Raw genomic sequence first — 15,599 nt, 5'->3', positions numbered from 1 at the left:
GGCACCTTCCCATCGGATTCATTCAGGTTGGGATGAGCAGCTGCGTTCTCGCGAGCTCCTGGTAGACCGGATCGAAGTCGAGCAGTTCCCGATGGGTGCCGCAGGCGCGCACCCTTCCGGATTCCATGACGAGGATCTGGCCGGCCTCGACGACCGTTGACAGCCGGTGGGCTATGACCATCACTGTCGTCACCTCCGAGGCGGCGGCGATGGTGGCACGCAGCGCCGCCTCGTTGGTCGCGTCCAGGGCCGAGGTCGCCTCGTCCAGCAGCAGCAGCCGGGGGCGACGCAGCAGCGCCCGGCCGATCGCGATCCGCTGCCGTTGACCGCCGGAGAGGCTGCCGCCGCGGTAGCCGATCCAGCCGTCCAGGCCGCCGGGAAGCGCCTGGACGACGTCGCCGAGCTGCGCGAGGTGGACGATCTCCCACAGCTGCCCGTCACTGATGCCGGCGAGCCCCAGGGTGAGGTTCTCCCGCAGCGTCCCCGCGAGTACCGGGCTTTCCTGTTCCACATAGCCGATCGCCCGCCGCAGGTCCGCGAGCGGCCATTCCCGAATATCCAGCCCGTCGACCAGTATGCGACCTGACCGTATTTCGTAGAAGCGTTCGAGGAGTGCGAAGAGGCTGGTTTTCCCGGCTCCGGACGGGCCGACCACGGCGGTCATTCTTCCCGCGGGAACAGCGAACGTGACGCCGCGATGCACGGTCGGCAGTCCGGGCCGGTAGGTGAACACGACATTCTCGAAGAACACGCTCGCACGGCTTCGGTCGGGGCCGGGCGCCGAGGATTCCGTCCCCGCGGGTTCGACAGCGAGGGCCAGGACGGCCTGGACGCGCGCGATGGCGGCGCTGCCGACCTTGAGCTGGCCCCAGGCGCCCGCCAGGGCCATGACCGGCTGGGTCAGGAAGAACATGTAGAGCAGGTAGGCGATCAGGTCCGCGAGGGTCAGCTTTCCGGAGGTCACCCGGGCGCCGCCCACTCCCAGGACGGCGAGGAACGACGTCTGCAGGATGAGGCTCGTGGACGCCCCGCTGGCGGCCTGCCATCCCGCCACCCGCAGGCCGCGCCGCCATGCGGTGTCGGCTGCGGCGGTCAGCAGGTCGATCTCGTTCTGCTCGGCTCCGGCGGCCTTGACCGTCCTGAAGGCTCCGAGGTCGCGGTCCAGGAGGGTCGCCATGAAGCCGACGGCCTCCTGGGCCTTCCCCGACGCGCGCCCGATCCTGACGGCGGACCAGCGCACCACGACGCTCATGGTCACGACGGCCGTCAGGGTGACTGCCAGGAGCATGTAGTCGATCAGACCCATGATCACCAGCGAGCCCAGCAGGCCGATCGTCGCGGTGATCGACGTCACCATCGCCTGGGTGGTGACCTGGCGCAGCAGGGTTGTGTCCGCGACCAGGCGGGAGATGAGATCCCCCGCCTCGACGTCGTCGAACACCGGTGTCCTGAGCCGGAGGATGCGCTGCGCCAGCAGCCGCCGGACGGTTCGCACCACGGATTCGCCGACCGACTCGACGACGAAGTAGCCCAGCGCGGCGATGACGGTCCCGAGGGCGACCGCCCCGGCGAGCAGCGCCAGCAGGGTGACGATCGGCTGGTCGCGAGCGAGTCGATCCAGGATGCGCTGCGCGATGAGCGGCTGGGCCAGGGAGAACGCTGTTCCCGCCAGGGTGAGGACGCTGCCGAGCGCCAGCCGAAGCCGGAAGCCGGTCGTGTAGCCGAGGGCCAGCCGCAGCGGGCTGTGTGGGCGATGCCGCGGCAGGTGAAGGTCGTGCGCCTGGGCGTTCATCGGACCGGGGTGCCTGCGTCGACGAGGCGCACCAGCAGATTCGCGGCGGCCACGGCTCCGCCGGCGCGCCGGAACGAGGCACCGATCCGCCGTGCCGCGAGCCCGTAGCCAGGCTCGCGCAGGACGGCGACGATGGCGTCCGCGATCAGGCCCGGGGTCGCCCTGGCGAAACGCAGCCGGATGCCGGCGCCCGCGTCGACCACCTGCTGGGCGACGACCGGCTGGTCGTCCCGTATCGGCGCGACGACCAGCGGCAGATCGTGTGTGAGCGCCTCACACACGGTGTTGTGACCCGCGTGGCAGACGACCGCCGCCGCGCGCGGCAGCAAAGCCAGCATGGGTATGTGCCCCCAGGTGAGGACGTTGTCGGGGACGGCGTCGACCGCGCCGAGCGGGTCGGCCAACACGCCCTGGACGCGGTCGCCGAGCTGGCCCAGGGCCTGCGCGCAGGCCCGTAGGAAGGGGCCGCCGACGCTGTTGTTGACCGTGCCCAGGCTGACGATGATCAACGGCCGCCGGGCGTCGAGCCGTGCCCAGGGAAAGGGGCTGGCTGGCTTCGGGTCGTCCTGCGGCGGGCCCTGCCTGCGCAGCGCGGGGCCGATCCAGGCGGGCGGTGGCCCCGCGATCTGGACCGTGCCGGCGAGAGCCGCGGTGGTGAAGGCGAGAACCAGATGCGGGGAACGTTCCAGGGTCGCGGGGGTCAGCGTGGTGGCCGCGTCTTCGGGCAGCCGTGCGATCAGATCCGTGAACAGCCCGTCGAGCCACTGCCGGATCCTGGGCGTGGCGGCGAACATATCTCCCAACGAGCCCGAGGTGGAGGCCGAGGTGGCCCACGGGATCCCCAGGCGGGCCGCGGCGAGCGGGCCGGCCAGTGCCTGCATGTCGGCGACGACGAGGTCGGCGTCGAACCGTTTGGCCGCTTCGGCCACTGACTCGTGGGTGGCGGCGGCCAGCGGGATGAGGTAGTCCTCCCAGAGCGCCTGCACGGCGGCGTATCCCCGCAGGTCGGCGCCGCGGCTGACGGCGCCGACGTTGCCTGCGAGGGCGGGGTGTACCACCGCGGCCGGGCCGGCCAGCTCTCTGATCGGTGCCGGGTCGCCGGACCAGACGACCCGGTGCCCGAGAAGACCCAGTTGCTCGGCCACCGCCACCAGCGGGGTGATGTGACCTGTGAGGGGTGGAACGACCAACAGGAAGGTACTCACGTCCGACCACCGGGCCCGGCGGCGACCGAGTTCTGGGAGAAGATCCAGTCGAGGAGCAGATCACGCACCCGCCGGTGCGCCTCGACGAGCACGGAGTGATCCTGGTCCTGCAGGACGACCGTGCGGCAGTTCGGCAGCAGGCCTTCCAGCAGGAACGGGTCCTCGGACTGGAAACCGTCGCTGCCGATGATGCTCAGGACCGGCACCCTGATCCGGCCCAGGTCCACCAGGTCCAGGAAGGGGCCGGCCGGAATCTCCTCGGCCATCGTCGTTTCCTGCAGGCGCCGGAAGGCCTGCCGTGACAGCCGGGCATGGTGATCACCGAAGGTCGCCGAGATCAGCTGGTAGGTCTCCTCGCGGGCAAGCTCCTGCCTGGTGTTCTCCAGGACCTGGCCGACCCGGTCAGCCCAGGCCGTGGTGGGCGGTTCCGACTCGATCGACACGATGCTGGCTGTCCTGTCGGGGTGTGCCGCGGCGAACGCGAAGGCGATCGTGCCGCCGAAGCTGTTGCCGACCAGGTGCACCGGGGACGGCACGTCGAGCGCGGTGAGAAGCCCGTCGAGGTCGGCGACGAAGTCGTGCACGCGGTACCCGCTCGCGGGCCGTTCGCTGTTGCCATGGCCACGCAGATCGTAAAAGATCATGTTGATGCCGGCGGCGGTCAGGGGCGCCGCCAGGGTCAGGTAGAAACTTGCCAGGCTGTCGGTTCCCAGCCCGTGCACGCAGACCAGCGTCGGCGCCGGGCCGTCACCGCGCCCCGGCGCGTGCAGGTAGTGAATATCGCCGCCGTTGACGTGAATCGTCGGCATCTCAACCCGCGGTCGCGGAAGTGCTGATCTGGGTGGTGACGTAGTCGACCAGCTCGCCGACGCGCAGGGCGATGACCTCACCGAGTTCCTTCTCGGCGAGGAACTCGGCCATGCTGACATGGTCGCCGTAACGTTCGGCCAGCAGGCCGCCAAGCGTCACCAGGTCGATGCTCTCCAGTTCGAGATCGCTGTGGAAGTACGTTTCCATGGTGACCTGGGTGGGAGGTGATCCGTATTTGCGAATGATTTTGTTGATCATGTCATTGATTTCGGTCAGCACCTGGCTGACAGGACTGTTCCTTGTCATCACGCCTCGGTTCTCCTTGACATCGCATGCGTCTCGTTGCGCCGGTCTTCTTCGGCGGCCGCCGGCTGGGCGATCGCCCTCGCCGCGTCCGGAGTGCTCGTGACCGAGACGGCGAAGGGCGGCAGGGGATAGCCGTGGACTCCGGCCACCGTGACCACGGCGGGGGCGTCCCGGTCCGGTGGCTCGACGCGGTCCGTCACCCGGATCTGGACGGGGAAGACCGCCCGGAGCCCGGCCTTCCACAGCTCGCCGCGGACTGCGTCCTTCACCGCGATCCGCCGCAGTAGCCATTCCCTGCGTTGGCGCGGTGGCGTCAGCTCGTACTCCGGCCGCTCGGCCGCGCCGATGTACCGGCTCAGCACCATCTCCCGGACGGCGAGATCCGCCCAGCGCTCGGTGGCGATGACGGAGCCGTCCGGAGCCTGCCGGGAAACGGGGTGCAGCTCCGGCCAGCGGAAGGCCTCGTCCAGCTCCGCGGGCAGGTCGAACCGCCGGTCCACCCAGCCGTGGACCACGGCCCAGACCTGGTTGCCGTCGACGAGCTGCATATGGGCATCGACCTGGGAGCCGTCGATCTCGCGGACCCAGGCGTGGCAGGTGACCGGGGTCCCTCGTGCCGGTTCGGGGCCGTGGAACTCGATGGCCCCGAACCGCACCGGGAACATGACGAACCGGTCCTTCTCCCGCATCCTGATCCAGTAGCCGAGCAACTGGCCGGCGGCGTCCAGTAGCGCTCCCGGCGTGCCGGTGCCTCGCAGCACCGCCCGCACGTGGGAGGGGCCGTACCCCAGAAAGGTGGTCACGGCCTGGAAGGCCGGCCCGTGGAACATCATCCGTGTCCGGTACAGATCTCGACCGGTGATGGTGGGCGCCTGCTCGGTGTCGTGGTCCACCGGCCACCGCGGCGGCCGCACGTCGGAATACGCGTCGGCCACCCGGACCAGCCCGCTCGCGTAGCCGGCGAAGGTCACCCGGAACCGGTCCGACGCCTCGGGCCGCACGCTGACGGCGACGTCGACCGGCGGCTCCGCGCGCAGCCAGGAGTCGAAACGCACGTCGTAGACGCCGACCGGAATCCGCCCCGACGCCTGCGCCGCGTAGTCCGCCATCAGCCGGACGATGGTCGTCGCCGCCACCACCGGCCGGCTGTCCTCCAGATCCGGCCAGGAGGGCGGCTGCGGGGTCATGGAATGGTCAAGCAGGTAGGGCATGGCGGCCACCGAGACCCGCAGGGTCGACGTCCATCCCTGCCCGGAGGGCTCCGCACGCAGCACGCCCGTGGAGCCCGCGGGGCCGGCGGCGTGGCCGACGTCCGGCGCCGGCGCTGGTTCGGTGGTGTGCGTTTGCGTGTGTGCCAACAGGGCGGCGGCGGTGTCGGCGGTGTCGGTGATCAGGTCCAGGATCTGTCTGGCCATCGGATCCCGGTCCGCCCAGGCCGCCAGCGGGTGCCCGGCCATCGCCGTCGCGGGCTGCCCCAGCCCGGCCGTGGGTGGCCCGACGCGCGGCAGCCGCGTCGGGTCGACGGCGGCGACCTCCGCACCCAGGGCGAGCCGTACCTGGGCGGTTCGACCACCCGGGACAGACGCACCCGCCGGTCCGTCCAGCACAGCGAAGTCGGGGTTCCCGTGTTCGACCCAGAGGGCCACCGCGACTCGGCGGAGCTGGCCGATCCCGTCCCGGTGGGCGGAGTTCGCCGGAATGGTCAGATGCCGCCGGTCCTCCAGCACCCCGTCGATCAGCCCACCCAGCCTGCCCGGTCCGACCTGGATGAACACCCGGACGCCAGCCGCGTACATGGCCTCGATCGTCTGCCTGAACAGAACGGGCTCGACCAGATGGCGGATGAACAGCTCACGGACCGCCGTCAGATCGGCGGGGTACGGCGCGCCAGTGGTCGCCGACCACAGCTCCACCCGCGCCGCCTGGCGAATACGGAGGCGATCCGTCCGTGCCTGCAGCGCCGGCAGATAGGGCCGCAGCATGGGCGTGTGGAAGCCCGAGCGGAAAGGCATTATCTGGACGACGACGTTCTTCCGCCGCAGCCGGTCGGCGAGTCGCTCGATCGCCGCCGGCGGGCCACACACAACCGTGCTGAGCGGTGCGTTGTCGTGCGAGAGGACCACGTCCGGAAAGTCGGCGATGAACTTCCGGGCATCGTCGCTCGAGCAGGCCAGCGAGGCGTAGTCGACCTGCGGAACGTCCCCGTCGTACGGATCGGCGGCGAAGACGCTGGCGTCAGCCTCGCTTTCGTCGAACATTCCGGCGGCGAACATCGCGCTCCACTCGCCGATGCTGTGCCCGGCGAGGGCGTCGGGCTCGATGCGCATCCGCCGTAGCACCCGGTCGAGCACCCGGCTGACCAGCAGGACGCTCGTACCGTGGGTGCCCAGTGCCGCCGCGGAGAGGTCCGGCGGCAGGGAGAACCCGAAACGGTCGGCGACATCGTGGATCTGTGGCGAGAACTCCGGTTCGAGCCCGGGGAAGACGAACGCGGTACGGCCGGCGTTGGGCCCCTCTGACAGCGGTTCCGCGCTGGCCCAGACCTCGCCGCGGCCGCGCCACGCCTGCCACGTCCCCAGGCGCATACCGCCGACCGCGTGGCGGGCGGCGGCGAGTCGTCGCGGGGTCGGGTTCACCAGACCGAGCCGTGCCCCGACGCCGGTGAAGGCGGGCGTGCCCACCGCGTCGCGCCGCAGCGTCTCGTCCTCGACCTCGAGCATGACCGCCAGCTCGTCCGGTGTCGCCGCGGCCAGTCTCAGGACCACCTCGGGCTCGGCCACCGCGCTGAGAAGGCTCGCCCTCGCCCGCGGGCTCGTGCCTGGGGCCGGGTCCGGAGCGGGCGGCGCGGCGACGGGGGACTCCTCCAGCACCACGTGCGCGTTGGTACCGCCGAACCCGAACGCGTTGACCCCGGCACGGCGCACGCCCGCGGATTCCCACGGCACCGGGGCGGACAACAGCCGAAAGCGGGTGGTGGTGAGCGCCGGATGCGGCTCGGCGCAGTTCACCGCCGGCAGCAGGACCCGGTGGTGCAGCGCCAGCACGGCCTTCACCAGTCCGGCGATGCCGGCGGCCGCCATGGTGTGCCCGATCATCGCCTTGACCGAGCCGAGGGCGGCGGGCCGGGTCTCGTCCGGATCACCGTCGACGGGCCCACCGAAGACCTGGGCCAGGGTTGCCAGCTCGGCCTCATCCCCGGTCGGGGTGCCCGTCCCGTGGGCTTCCATCAGGCCCACCGCGTCGGCGGCGCGTGGGTCGAGGCCGGCGGCGTCCCAGGCCCGTTCGATGGCGGCCGCCTGCCCGGCCGGATCGGGACTGACCAGCCCGCCGCCGCGCCCGTCACTCGACACGCCGGTGCCGCGGATCACCGCGTAGATCCGGTTCCCGTCCCGCCGCGCGTCGGCCAGCCGCCGCAGGACGACCATCCCGGTGCCCTCGCCGATGAGAAGCCCGTCCGCGTTCCGGTCGAACGGCTGACTGCGCTGGGTCCTCGACAAGGCCCGCAGCTGCGTGAACACGCTCCACAAGGTGATGTCATGACAGTGGTGGACGCCGCCGGCCAGCATCGTGTCGCACCGCCCCGAAGCCAGCGCGGACACAGCGCTGTCCACGGCGACCAGCGAGGAGGCGCAGGCCGCGTCGACGGTGAACGCCGGGCCGCCGAGATTCAGCCTGTTGGCGATCCGGGAGGCGGCCAGATTCGGGACGATGCCCATGGCCGCCTCCGGCACCTCGGGGCCGAGCGGCTCGAGGAACGCCGCGCGGATCCTCTCGAGATCATCACCGTCGAGGTCGGGTAGCAGGGCGCTGACCGTGTCGACCAGGTGGCGGGCGGTTCGTACCCGATGATTGAGACGGACGAAGCCGGGGCTGAGGTACCCGCCGCGGCCGAGCACGACGCCGGTCTGTCGCAGATCGCCCAGCCGTTCGATGCCACCGGCATCGTCGATCGCGGCCGCCGCGACGCGCAGCGCGATGAGCTGGTCGGGCTCGATGCTCCCCACCTCGTGCGGCGGAATGCCGAAGCGGAGCGGATCGGCGTGGGCGAACTCGTCGACGAACCCGCCGCGCCGGCAGTAGATCCTGTCGGCGCTCGGCCTGCCGGTCGCTCCCCGCGGGTCGTAGAGTGCCGGATCCCAGCGGTTCGGCGGCACCTCGGTGATGGCGTCCGCGCCGGCGAGCAGGTTCCGCCAGTAGGTGTCCAGGTCCGGGGCTCCGGGCAGGAGCACCGCCATGCCGACCACCGCGATCGGCGGCTGCCGCCAGTCGGACGAGGCGCCCGGAGGCGTGGCGGCTGTGGGTGTCGCGGCTGTGGGCGTCGAAGAAGTGGACGTCGAAGAAGTGGACATCGCCTACCAGCCGGAAGCCGTGTACACGACACCGCAGATGTCACGAGGCCCCCAGGCCAGCTCCCGCAGGAGGCTTCGGTGGCCCTCGTCGGGGTCGATCAGGTCCACGCCGCGCCGGGCGAAGTCCTTCTCCAGGTCGGAGCTGACCATTCCGGGGTGCCGCGGGTCCGGAGCCCAGGGGCCCCAGTGGACCGTGAGCGCCCGCAGGCCGGTTCGGGCCTGCCAGTCCGCGCCCAGCGTCTCGAGCGCGTCGTTGGCGGCGGCGTAGTCACTCTGGCCTCGGTTGCCGAGCGCGCCGGCGACGCTGCCGAAGAACACCACCGCCCGCGGCGGGAAGGGAAGCTCGCCCAGCGCCGCGAGCACCGTGCGGGCACCGGTGACCTTGGTCTCGTAGACCCGTCGGAACTCCTCGGGTTCCTTGTCCGCGATCAGTCGATCGGCGATGATCCCGGCGGAGTAGACGACCGCGTCGATCCGGCCGTGACGGGCGTGGACCTGCTTGATGAACTGATGGACCGCCTCGGTGTCCAGGACGTCGAGCCGGTGGTATTGGGCCTGCCCGCCGCGGGCGTCGACCTCGGCCAACGTGGCCCGGATCTCCCGCTGCGCCAGCACCAGTCGTGCCCTGCGGGCCACCTTGCCCGGGCTCTCCTGCCCCAGGCCACTCAGGATCCTGATCAGCGCCTGCTGGTCGACCGCCGCCGCCAGCCGCGGGTCCTCGTCGTCCGCCGGCGCGGGGGTGCTGCCGGCGAGCTCGAGATGGCATCGGCCGGCGCCCGCGAGCAGCGTCGTGAAGCCCGCCGTGATGCCCCGGGCCCCGCCGATGAGGATGACGACGGCGTCCCGGTCCAGGCCGAGCGCGGCGGCCTCGGCCGCGCCGTCGTCGGCGGGCCCCGCACCGACCGACGCCATCGGCCCGGCACTGACCGCCGTCAGCGCCTCGGTCTCGCGCCGCGCCCCGTCGTGGAAGACGACCGCGGCCGGTCCCGGAGGCTCGTTCAGTTCGGCCACCACGAGATCCGCGAGCCTCGGCACCGCGTCCGGCCCGGCCTCCAGCAGCCGGACGGCGATCGCCGGGTACTCCCGGCTGATCGTGCGGAACAGCCCGCGCAGGCCCGCCGTGCGGGTGCTGCCGGTGGGTGCCACGGCCAGCAGCCAGCGCAGGCGCCCGCGGAGCGCGCCACGCAGCGATCCGAAGGCGCCCGGCAGCTCCGGCCCGCCCAGGTCGCCGCCCCACCCGGCCAGGTACAGGACGCCGTCGAACGCGCTCAGGTCGGCGGCGTCGAGGTCCTCGCCCACCCGGGAACTGACCCGCGCACCGAGTTCGACCAGCCGACCCGCGACGGAGGTCTCGATGGCCGGCTCGGGGCCGCGCCCGATCACCACCCAGGAGGTTCCGGCCAGATCAGGCTGGCCCGGTGCCGCCGGCGACGGCTGTCGCGTGAGCATGAAGCGCTGTGGGCTCCTGCCGCGCGCCCTGCCGGGGGGATCGGTCTGGATCGTGGGAGGGGGAGGGGGCGCGGACGGTGCGGGGGTCTGGTCGGTGATCCAGGAGACGATGCCGCGAACGGTGCGCAGGCGGCTCAGTTCGTCGACGCCGCCGCTGCGGTCGGCGAACCCGAACTGCTCCGAGAGCCTGCCGGCGAGTTCGGTGCGCTTGAGGGAGTTCACCGACAGGTCGGTCTCGAGATCGAGGTCGATCTCGATCATGTCCGGTGGGTAGCCGGTGCCGTCGGCGATGACATTGACCACGGCCGTCGTGACATCCGGCGCCACCGCCACCGCCACCGCCACCGCCACCGGCACTGGCACTGGCACGGCTGCCTGCACCGGCACCGCGGCTGGTGCCACGGCTGGTGTCGTCGTCGCGGCGGCCCACGGCGTTCCGCTGGTGCCAGGGCTTGCGACGGTCTGGTCGTGCAGCGCTGGAGCGGGCGGAAGCTCGGTGCGGCTACGGCTCCGCGGAGCCGGCGCGGAATCCACGCCTAGGTAGGACAGCAACACGTCCCGTTGGCCGGCGAGGTTGTCCCGGGCGGTCTGCAGGAACTGGCTGACCAGAGCCCCAGGCGCGGGCGCGGCGGGCGCGCCGGGCGCGACGGGGAACGCGGCGGCGGGCGTGCCGCTCGGGGACAGCTGGACTCGCCGGGCGGGGACCAGGCCGCCGGGCACCGGCTTCCCGTCCGCGAGGCAGATGCTGCGCCCGTCGACGCTCCACCGGTGGCGGTCAGGGGGCAACGTCGCGGTGCGGTCGACCGCGTCGCGGCCGTCGACCAGCCAGTCCGTGCGCAGGGGCACGCCCGCGACGGCGAGCGCGCCGACCGCGTCCAGGAAGCCGGTCAGCCCACCCCGACGCCCGTCGCAGGCCACCGCCACGTGCGGCCGGTCGGCGAGGATCGAGGTGACCAGGCCGGTGAGCACCCGGCCGGGTCCGGCTTCCACGAACACCCGCGCGCCCGCGGCGTACATCGCCTCGATCTGTTCCACGAACCGCACCGGCGCCGCGATCTGTGCGCCGAGCTCGACCCGCACGGCGTCGCCGGTCCCGTCCGCGGCCGGGTAGGGGGCAGCCGTCCGGTTCGACCAGACAGGGAGCCCGGGGGCGGTGACGCGGGCCTGCTTCAGCGCTGCGGCGAAGACCTTGCCCGCGTCAGCGACGAGCGGGCTGTGGAAGGCGCACGCGACGGGCAGCCGGACAGCACTGTGCCCGGCCTCGCGCAGGAGCCTGATCGCCGTCTCGACATCCGCTGTCGGCCCGGAGATCACGACCTGGTCGGGACCGTTGTGGTTGGCGAGGACCACCCTGCCAGCGAGCTGGTCGGCGGCCAGCACCGACGTCACGGCTGTGACGGTGGCGCGGACGGCGGCCATCGCGCCCTGGTCGGGCACTGCGCTCTGGTCGGGCTCTGCGCCCTCGGCGGCCGGGTGTCCGCTGACGGCGGCGATGATCGCCTCGCCCCGCGCGGCGGAGAGTTCGAGCAGGGTCTCGGCGTCGAAGGCGCCCGCCACACAGAGCGCCACCAGCTCGCCGTAGCTGTGGCCGGCCGCCAGGTCCGGTGTCAGGCCCAGCCGGGACAGCAGGTGGTACATCCCGAGACCGGCGACGCCGAGCGCGGGCTGCGCGATCCGGGTGTCCTTCAGCCGCTCCGCCGCGTCTGCCGCCGCGCCTTGCGCCGCGTCGAAGTGCGAGGGCGGCAGGATGGTGCCCTCCCACGCCTGCCCCAGCCGCAGATAGTCCCGCAGCTCGGGGAATGCCACGAACAGCTCGCCGAGCATGCCCGGCCGCTGGCTTCCCTGCCCCGGGAAGAGCACGGCCACCTTGCCGGAGGGCGGCCCGTCGGGGAGCGATCCGTCCGCCACGAACAACCCGCCGCGTGGGTCCGATCCGCCGCTCGCCGCCAGCTCCAGCAGACGTGCGCAGTCATCGAGGTCCCGGGCGACGACGGCGATCTGGACCCGACCCTGTCGGGCCTGGGTGACCGCCGCGGTGGCGGCAATGTCACGCAGCGGCCATGGCCGGCCCTGGGCGTCGTTCTTGGTCAGCAGGTTGCGCAGCTCCGAGACGGCGCGTAGCGCCGCCGCCAGGTCAGCGCCCCGGAACAGCAGCAGCTCAGCCGGCCACTCGTCGAGGGCGTGCCGGGAGTCCACCGCACCCGGGTGGCCGGTGAGCACGGCGTGGTAGTTCGCCCCGCCGAAGCCGAAGGCACTGATCCCGGCGACCCGTTCGGACGCCGGCGGGGACCAGGGCCGTGCCGTGTCGGAGAAGACGAACGGGCTGACGTCGGGAGCCCATGCCGGGTTGGGCGCACTGATGTGCAGGGTCGGTGGCAGGACTCCGTGATGTAGCGCCAGGGAGACCTTCACGAGGGAGGCGAGGGCAGCCGCGGTCTTGGTATGCCCGATCTGGGATTTGACGGACCCCAGGGCGCAGGAGCCGGCGGCGGCCCCAGCCTCGGTGAACACCTCCGTGAGGGCATCGATCTCGGTGCGGTCGCCGAGAACCGTCCCGGTTCCGTGGGCCTCGACCAGACCCACCTGGGCGGGTGAGACGTCGGCCGCGCGGTACGCACGGTCGAGCGCCAGCCGCTGGCCCTGCGGGCGCGGGGCGGTGAGGCCGAGCGAACGCCCGTCGCTGGCCGCGCCGACCCCCTTGATCACGGCGTACACGCGGTCACCATCACGTTCGGCGTCGGCGAGCCGCTTCAGAACGACGCAGGCGACCCCTTCGCCCAGGGTCGTTCCATCCGCCTCGGCGGCGAAGGGCCTGGCTCGACCGGTCGGCGAGAGCGCGCCCACCGAGGAGAACATCAGATAGTCGAAGATGCCGTTGTGCAGGTCGGCGCCACCGCAGATCATCACGTCGGCGCTGCCGAACCGAAGTTCCTTGCAGGCCATGTCCAGCGCGGCCAGGGACGAGGCACAGGCGGCGTCCACGGTATAGGCCGGCCCACCCAGGTCGAGCCTGTTCGAGATCCGGCTGGCAATGATGTTGCCGAGAATGCCGGTGAAGGTCTCGGGCGTCACACGGGGAAGTAGATCGTCGAGCTCCGCGGGTACCTCTCCGAAATATGCCGGCAGCAGCGCACGCAGGGTCAGCGCCGCGGAAAAATCACTGTTGGGCTCAGTTCCGAAGACCACTCCGGTCCGTGTGTGATCTACCTCGTCCGTGTCCAGCCCGGCGTCCTCGAGGGCACGGCGCGCGGTTTCCAGCGCAAGGACCTGGACCGGTTCGATGCTCGCCAACGCGGAGGGCGGGATTCCGTAGCGCAGGGGATCGAAGGGGATCCGCGGCAGGAAGCCGCCCCATTTCGAGCGGGTTCTCTCCCCGCTCGGCCCACTGGCCTCCGGGTCGAAATAGATCTCGGTGTCCCAGCGGTCCGCTGGAACAGGCGTCACGGAATCCCTGCCGGCAACCACATTGGACCAGTAGGTGGCCACGTCGGGTGCGCCCGGCAGGACGCACGCCATTCCGACGACCGCGATGTCCAGCGGTCCAGCACCGAGGGTCGTCGGCGGGTCCGTCGGACTGTATTCCGCCCGCAGCCGGCGAGCCTGGTCGTGGAGGTACTGGCGTGCGCCTTCGGTGACGCTCTCGTGGAGCATCCGGACGGTCGTGGTCGTCGACCGGAGGACAGCGACCTGCCCGGCCATGAAGAGTCCCTCGTCGCGCTGCTGCTCCCGGCCGACCGGAACCAGGCTGTCGCCACGTCGTTCCAGACCCTTGCTGGCCACCCTGAGCCGACCGATGTTCAGCTGCTCCAGTCGTTCCCAGATCTGCTCATCGGCCAGGCCCTGCGCACGCAACTCGTTGTTCTCGGCCCGGAAGCGGTCAACGTACGGGCTCTCCACACAGCGGGTGACATGGCCCGGGGCGGTCCGCAGGAGCGCGGTCCTTCCCGCCGCCACCGCCTGGTGTTGAAACTCCTCCTGGATGGCCCCGTGTTCCACGGCCTCCTCGGTGAACAGGTAGGCCGTGCCCATGAGCACACCAACGCCGACGCCGCGGTCGATCAGCGGACGCGCCATCGCGGCCACCATTGCCGATGAACGGGCATCGTGCACACCGCCGGCGAACAGGATCTGAATGTCCGTGGACGGGTCCACACCGGCCGAGGACGCGCCGACGTGGTCGAGGAGAACCGAAATCTGAGCCTCCCACAATGGGAAGCTTGCACGCGGACCGACATGGCCACCGCACTCGGATCCTTCGAAGACGAAGCGCCGGCAGCCAGCGGCCAGATACTGACGGAGGAGTACCGGCGAAGGAACGTGCAGAAAAGTAGGAATCCCGATTTTCTCAAGATCGGTGGCCTGGGTGGCCCGGCCACCCGCGACAATCACACAGGAAGGGCGGATATCGCGGACGGCTTCCAGTTGGGCCGTGCGCAGGTCCTCGGGAGCGAACCCCAGCAGACCGACGCCCCAGGGCCGGTCACCAAGCAGATCTCGGGTCTCGGTCAGCAGTTGGCGGGACTGCTCTCCGTTCGCCAACGCAAGCGCGAGAAAGGGAAGAGCCCCGTCATCCGCGACCCGTCGCGCAAAGCCGGGGCGGTCACTCACCCTGGTCATCGGTCCCTGCGCGACCGGCCTCGTGATTCCCAGCGCGCGGCACAGGGGTGACTCTCCGGAGAAGGCGGCATCCGAGGCGCCGCGACCCACCGCGTCCGCGGTGGTGTCGAGCTCCTGACGGATCGCCTGGACCACCTTTGCCACCGTCCCGAACCGGGCGGCGAACTCCCGGGCGAGGAACACGTCCTCGCCCACTGGCAGAAGCCGCAGGTCGGGGTCATCGCCGCCCAGGCTGGAGACAACCACCTCGGTGGGCCAGCTTTCAGCGTTTCCCCTGGTTCGCCTGGCAGCCGCCGACTGGTGGACACGATGACCACCGGCAGTCACGGTCTCGGTGCCGTCCATCCTGCGCAGCGCGGCTGCGGTGGGCGCCGGCGTCGAGGCTTGTCGGAGCAGGGCGAGTTGGGTATCCAGAACCACCCCGACGGCGCCTCCGACCACCGCGGCCACCGCCGTCCGTAAGCCCACGCCGCCCCAGCACCACACCGGCGGCGGGGAACTTCCATGGCATAACTGGTCCGCTTCCAAAATCTGCTGCAGCAGGACAAAGGAGGAGAGCTCGCCGATTCGACCGCCGGCCTCGCTGCCCCGTGCCAGTAGTCCGTCGGCACCCGCATCCACCGCTGTCGCCGCTTCACTGAGGCTGGTGATCTCGATCAGGAGCCGGGTGTCGGGAAGCTCTTTCTTCAATCTGGCAAGCTGACGCCTGCCACCGGGGCCGGCCAGCGCATCGCCGGGCCAGAACACGGTGTCAATCTTTTCCTCGTGTTGGGCCAGGTAATATCGGGAAAGCTGTGCAGGTTCGGAGACGCGAATGCCGAACGAGGTACCGGCAATCCGTGAGGTCAGACGCAGCGCAGCGGCCGCCCTGGTCGGGTCGCGGCCGAGGTCGAGCACCCCCAGCGCTCCCGCGCCACTGACCGCGGCGACCAGTCTGGGATCTGGTAGGCCGAAAGGACTGACTCCGATAATCTGATCCCGTCGCGGAACATTTGTCCGGGACCTGTCGATCTGGTCGCATCCGCTGTCTCGACTGTGTTTCATGCCGTATTTCACAGGTCACTTCCTCGT

6 protein-coding genes are annotated in these 15,599 nt (G+C 71.3%); all 6 read right to left on the bottom strand.

Translation table 11 applies throughout. The features are described 5' to 3' along the window. Positions 1-22 precede the first annotated feature (22 nt). The 6 genes from AWX74_RS17710 to AWX74_RS17685 all read right to left on the bottom strand — a co-directional run bounded on the left by AWX74_RS17710 (position 23) and on the right by AWX74_RS17685 (position 15,425). On the bottom strand, positions 23-1,792 hold the full coding sequence (locus tag AWX74_RS17710) for an ABC transporter ATP-binding protein (RefSeq protein WP_091278031.1): 1,770 nt from the start codon (positions 1,790-1,792) through the stop codon (positions 23-25). Further along, on the bottom strand, positions 1,789-2,997 hold the full coding sequence (locus tag AWX74_RS17705) for a glycosyltransferase (RefSeq protein ID WP_091278029.1): 1,209 nt from the start codon (positions 2,995-2,997) through the stop codon (positions 1,789-1,791). The genes AWX74_RS17710 and AWX74_RS17705 overlap by 4 nt, the downstream gene beginning before the upstream one ends. Beyond that, positions 2,994-3,806 carry an alpha/beta fold hydrolase gene (locus AWX74_RS17700; protein ID WP_054569249.1) on the bottom strand — a complete coding sequence of 271 codons (813 nt, stop codon included), beginning with the start codon at positions 3,804-3,806 and terminating at the stop codon, positions 2,994-2,996. The genes AWX74_RS17705 and AWX74_RS17700 overlap by 4 nt, the downstream gene beginning before the upstream one ends. A 1-nt stretch (position 3,807) precedes the next feature. After that, positions 3,808-4,113 (bottom strand): acyl carrier protein, encoded by a 306-nt coding sequence (locus tag AWX74_RS17695; protein WP_091278027.1) that lies wholly within the window; start codon positions 4,111-4,113, stop codon positions 3,808-3,810. Next, positions 4,113-8,348: a type I polyketide synthase gene (locus AWX74_RS17690; protein ID WP_242666290.1), complete on the bottom strand. Its 4,236-nt coding sequence runs from the start codon at positions 8,346-8,348 to the stop codon at positions 4,113-4,115. Before AWX74_RS17690 ends, AWX74_RS17695 begins: the two co-directional genes overlap by 1 nt. A 117-nt stretch (positions 8,349-8,465) precedes the next feature. After that, complete coding sequence (locus AWX74_RS17685; RefSeq protein ID WP_242666289.1) at positions 8,466-15,425, bottom strand: type I polyketide synthase; 6,960 nt, start codon at positions 15,423-15,425, stop codon at positions 8,466-8,468. Positions 15,426-15,599: the final 174 nt, after the last annotated feature.

Origin of the sequence: Parafrankia irregularis, from assembly GCF_001536285.1 — a bacterium.
In the GTDB taxonomy this organism is placed as follows: Bacteria; Actinomycetota; Actinomycetes; order Frankiales; family Frankiaceae; genus Parafrankia; species Parafrankia irregularis.
This window is presented reverse-complemented; position numbering and strand designations above follow the sequence as displayed.

Excerpts from the sequence above, each read along its gene's own strand:
- AWX74_RS17695 (WP_091278027.1), bottom strand. The coding sequence starts at position 4,113 with ATGACAAGGAACAGTCCTGTCAGCCAGGTGCTGACCGAAATCAATGAC.
- AWX74_RS17710 (WP_091278031.1), bottom strand. The coding sequence starts at position 1,792 with ATGAACGCCCAGGCGCACGACCTTCACCTGCCGCGGCATCGCCCACAC.
- AWX74_RS17690 (WP_242666290.1), bottom strand. The coding sequence starts at position 8,348 with ATGGCGGTGCTCCTGCCCGGAGCCCCGGACCTGGACACCTACTGGCGG.
- AWX74_RS17700 (WP_054569249.1), bottom strand. The coding sequence starts at position 3,806 with ATGCCGACGATTCACGTCAACGGCGGCGATATTCACTACCTGCACGCG.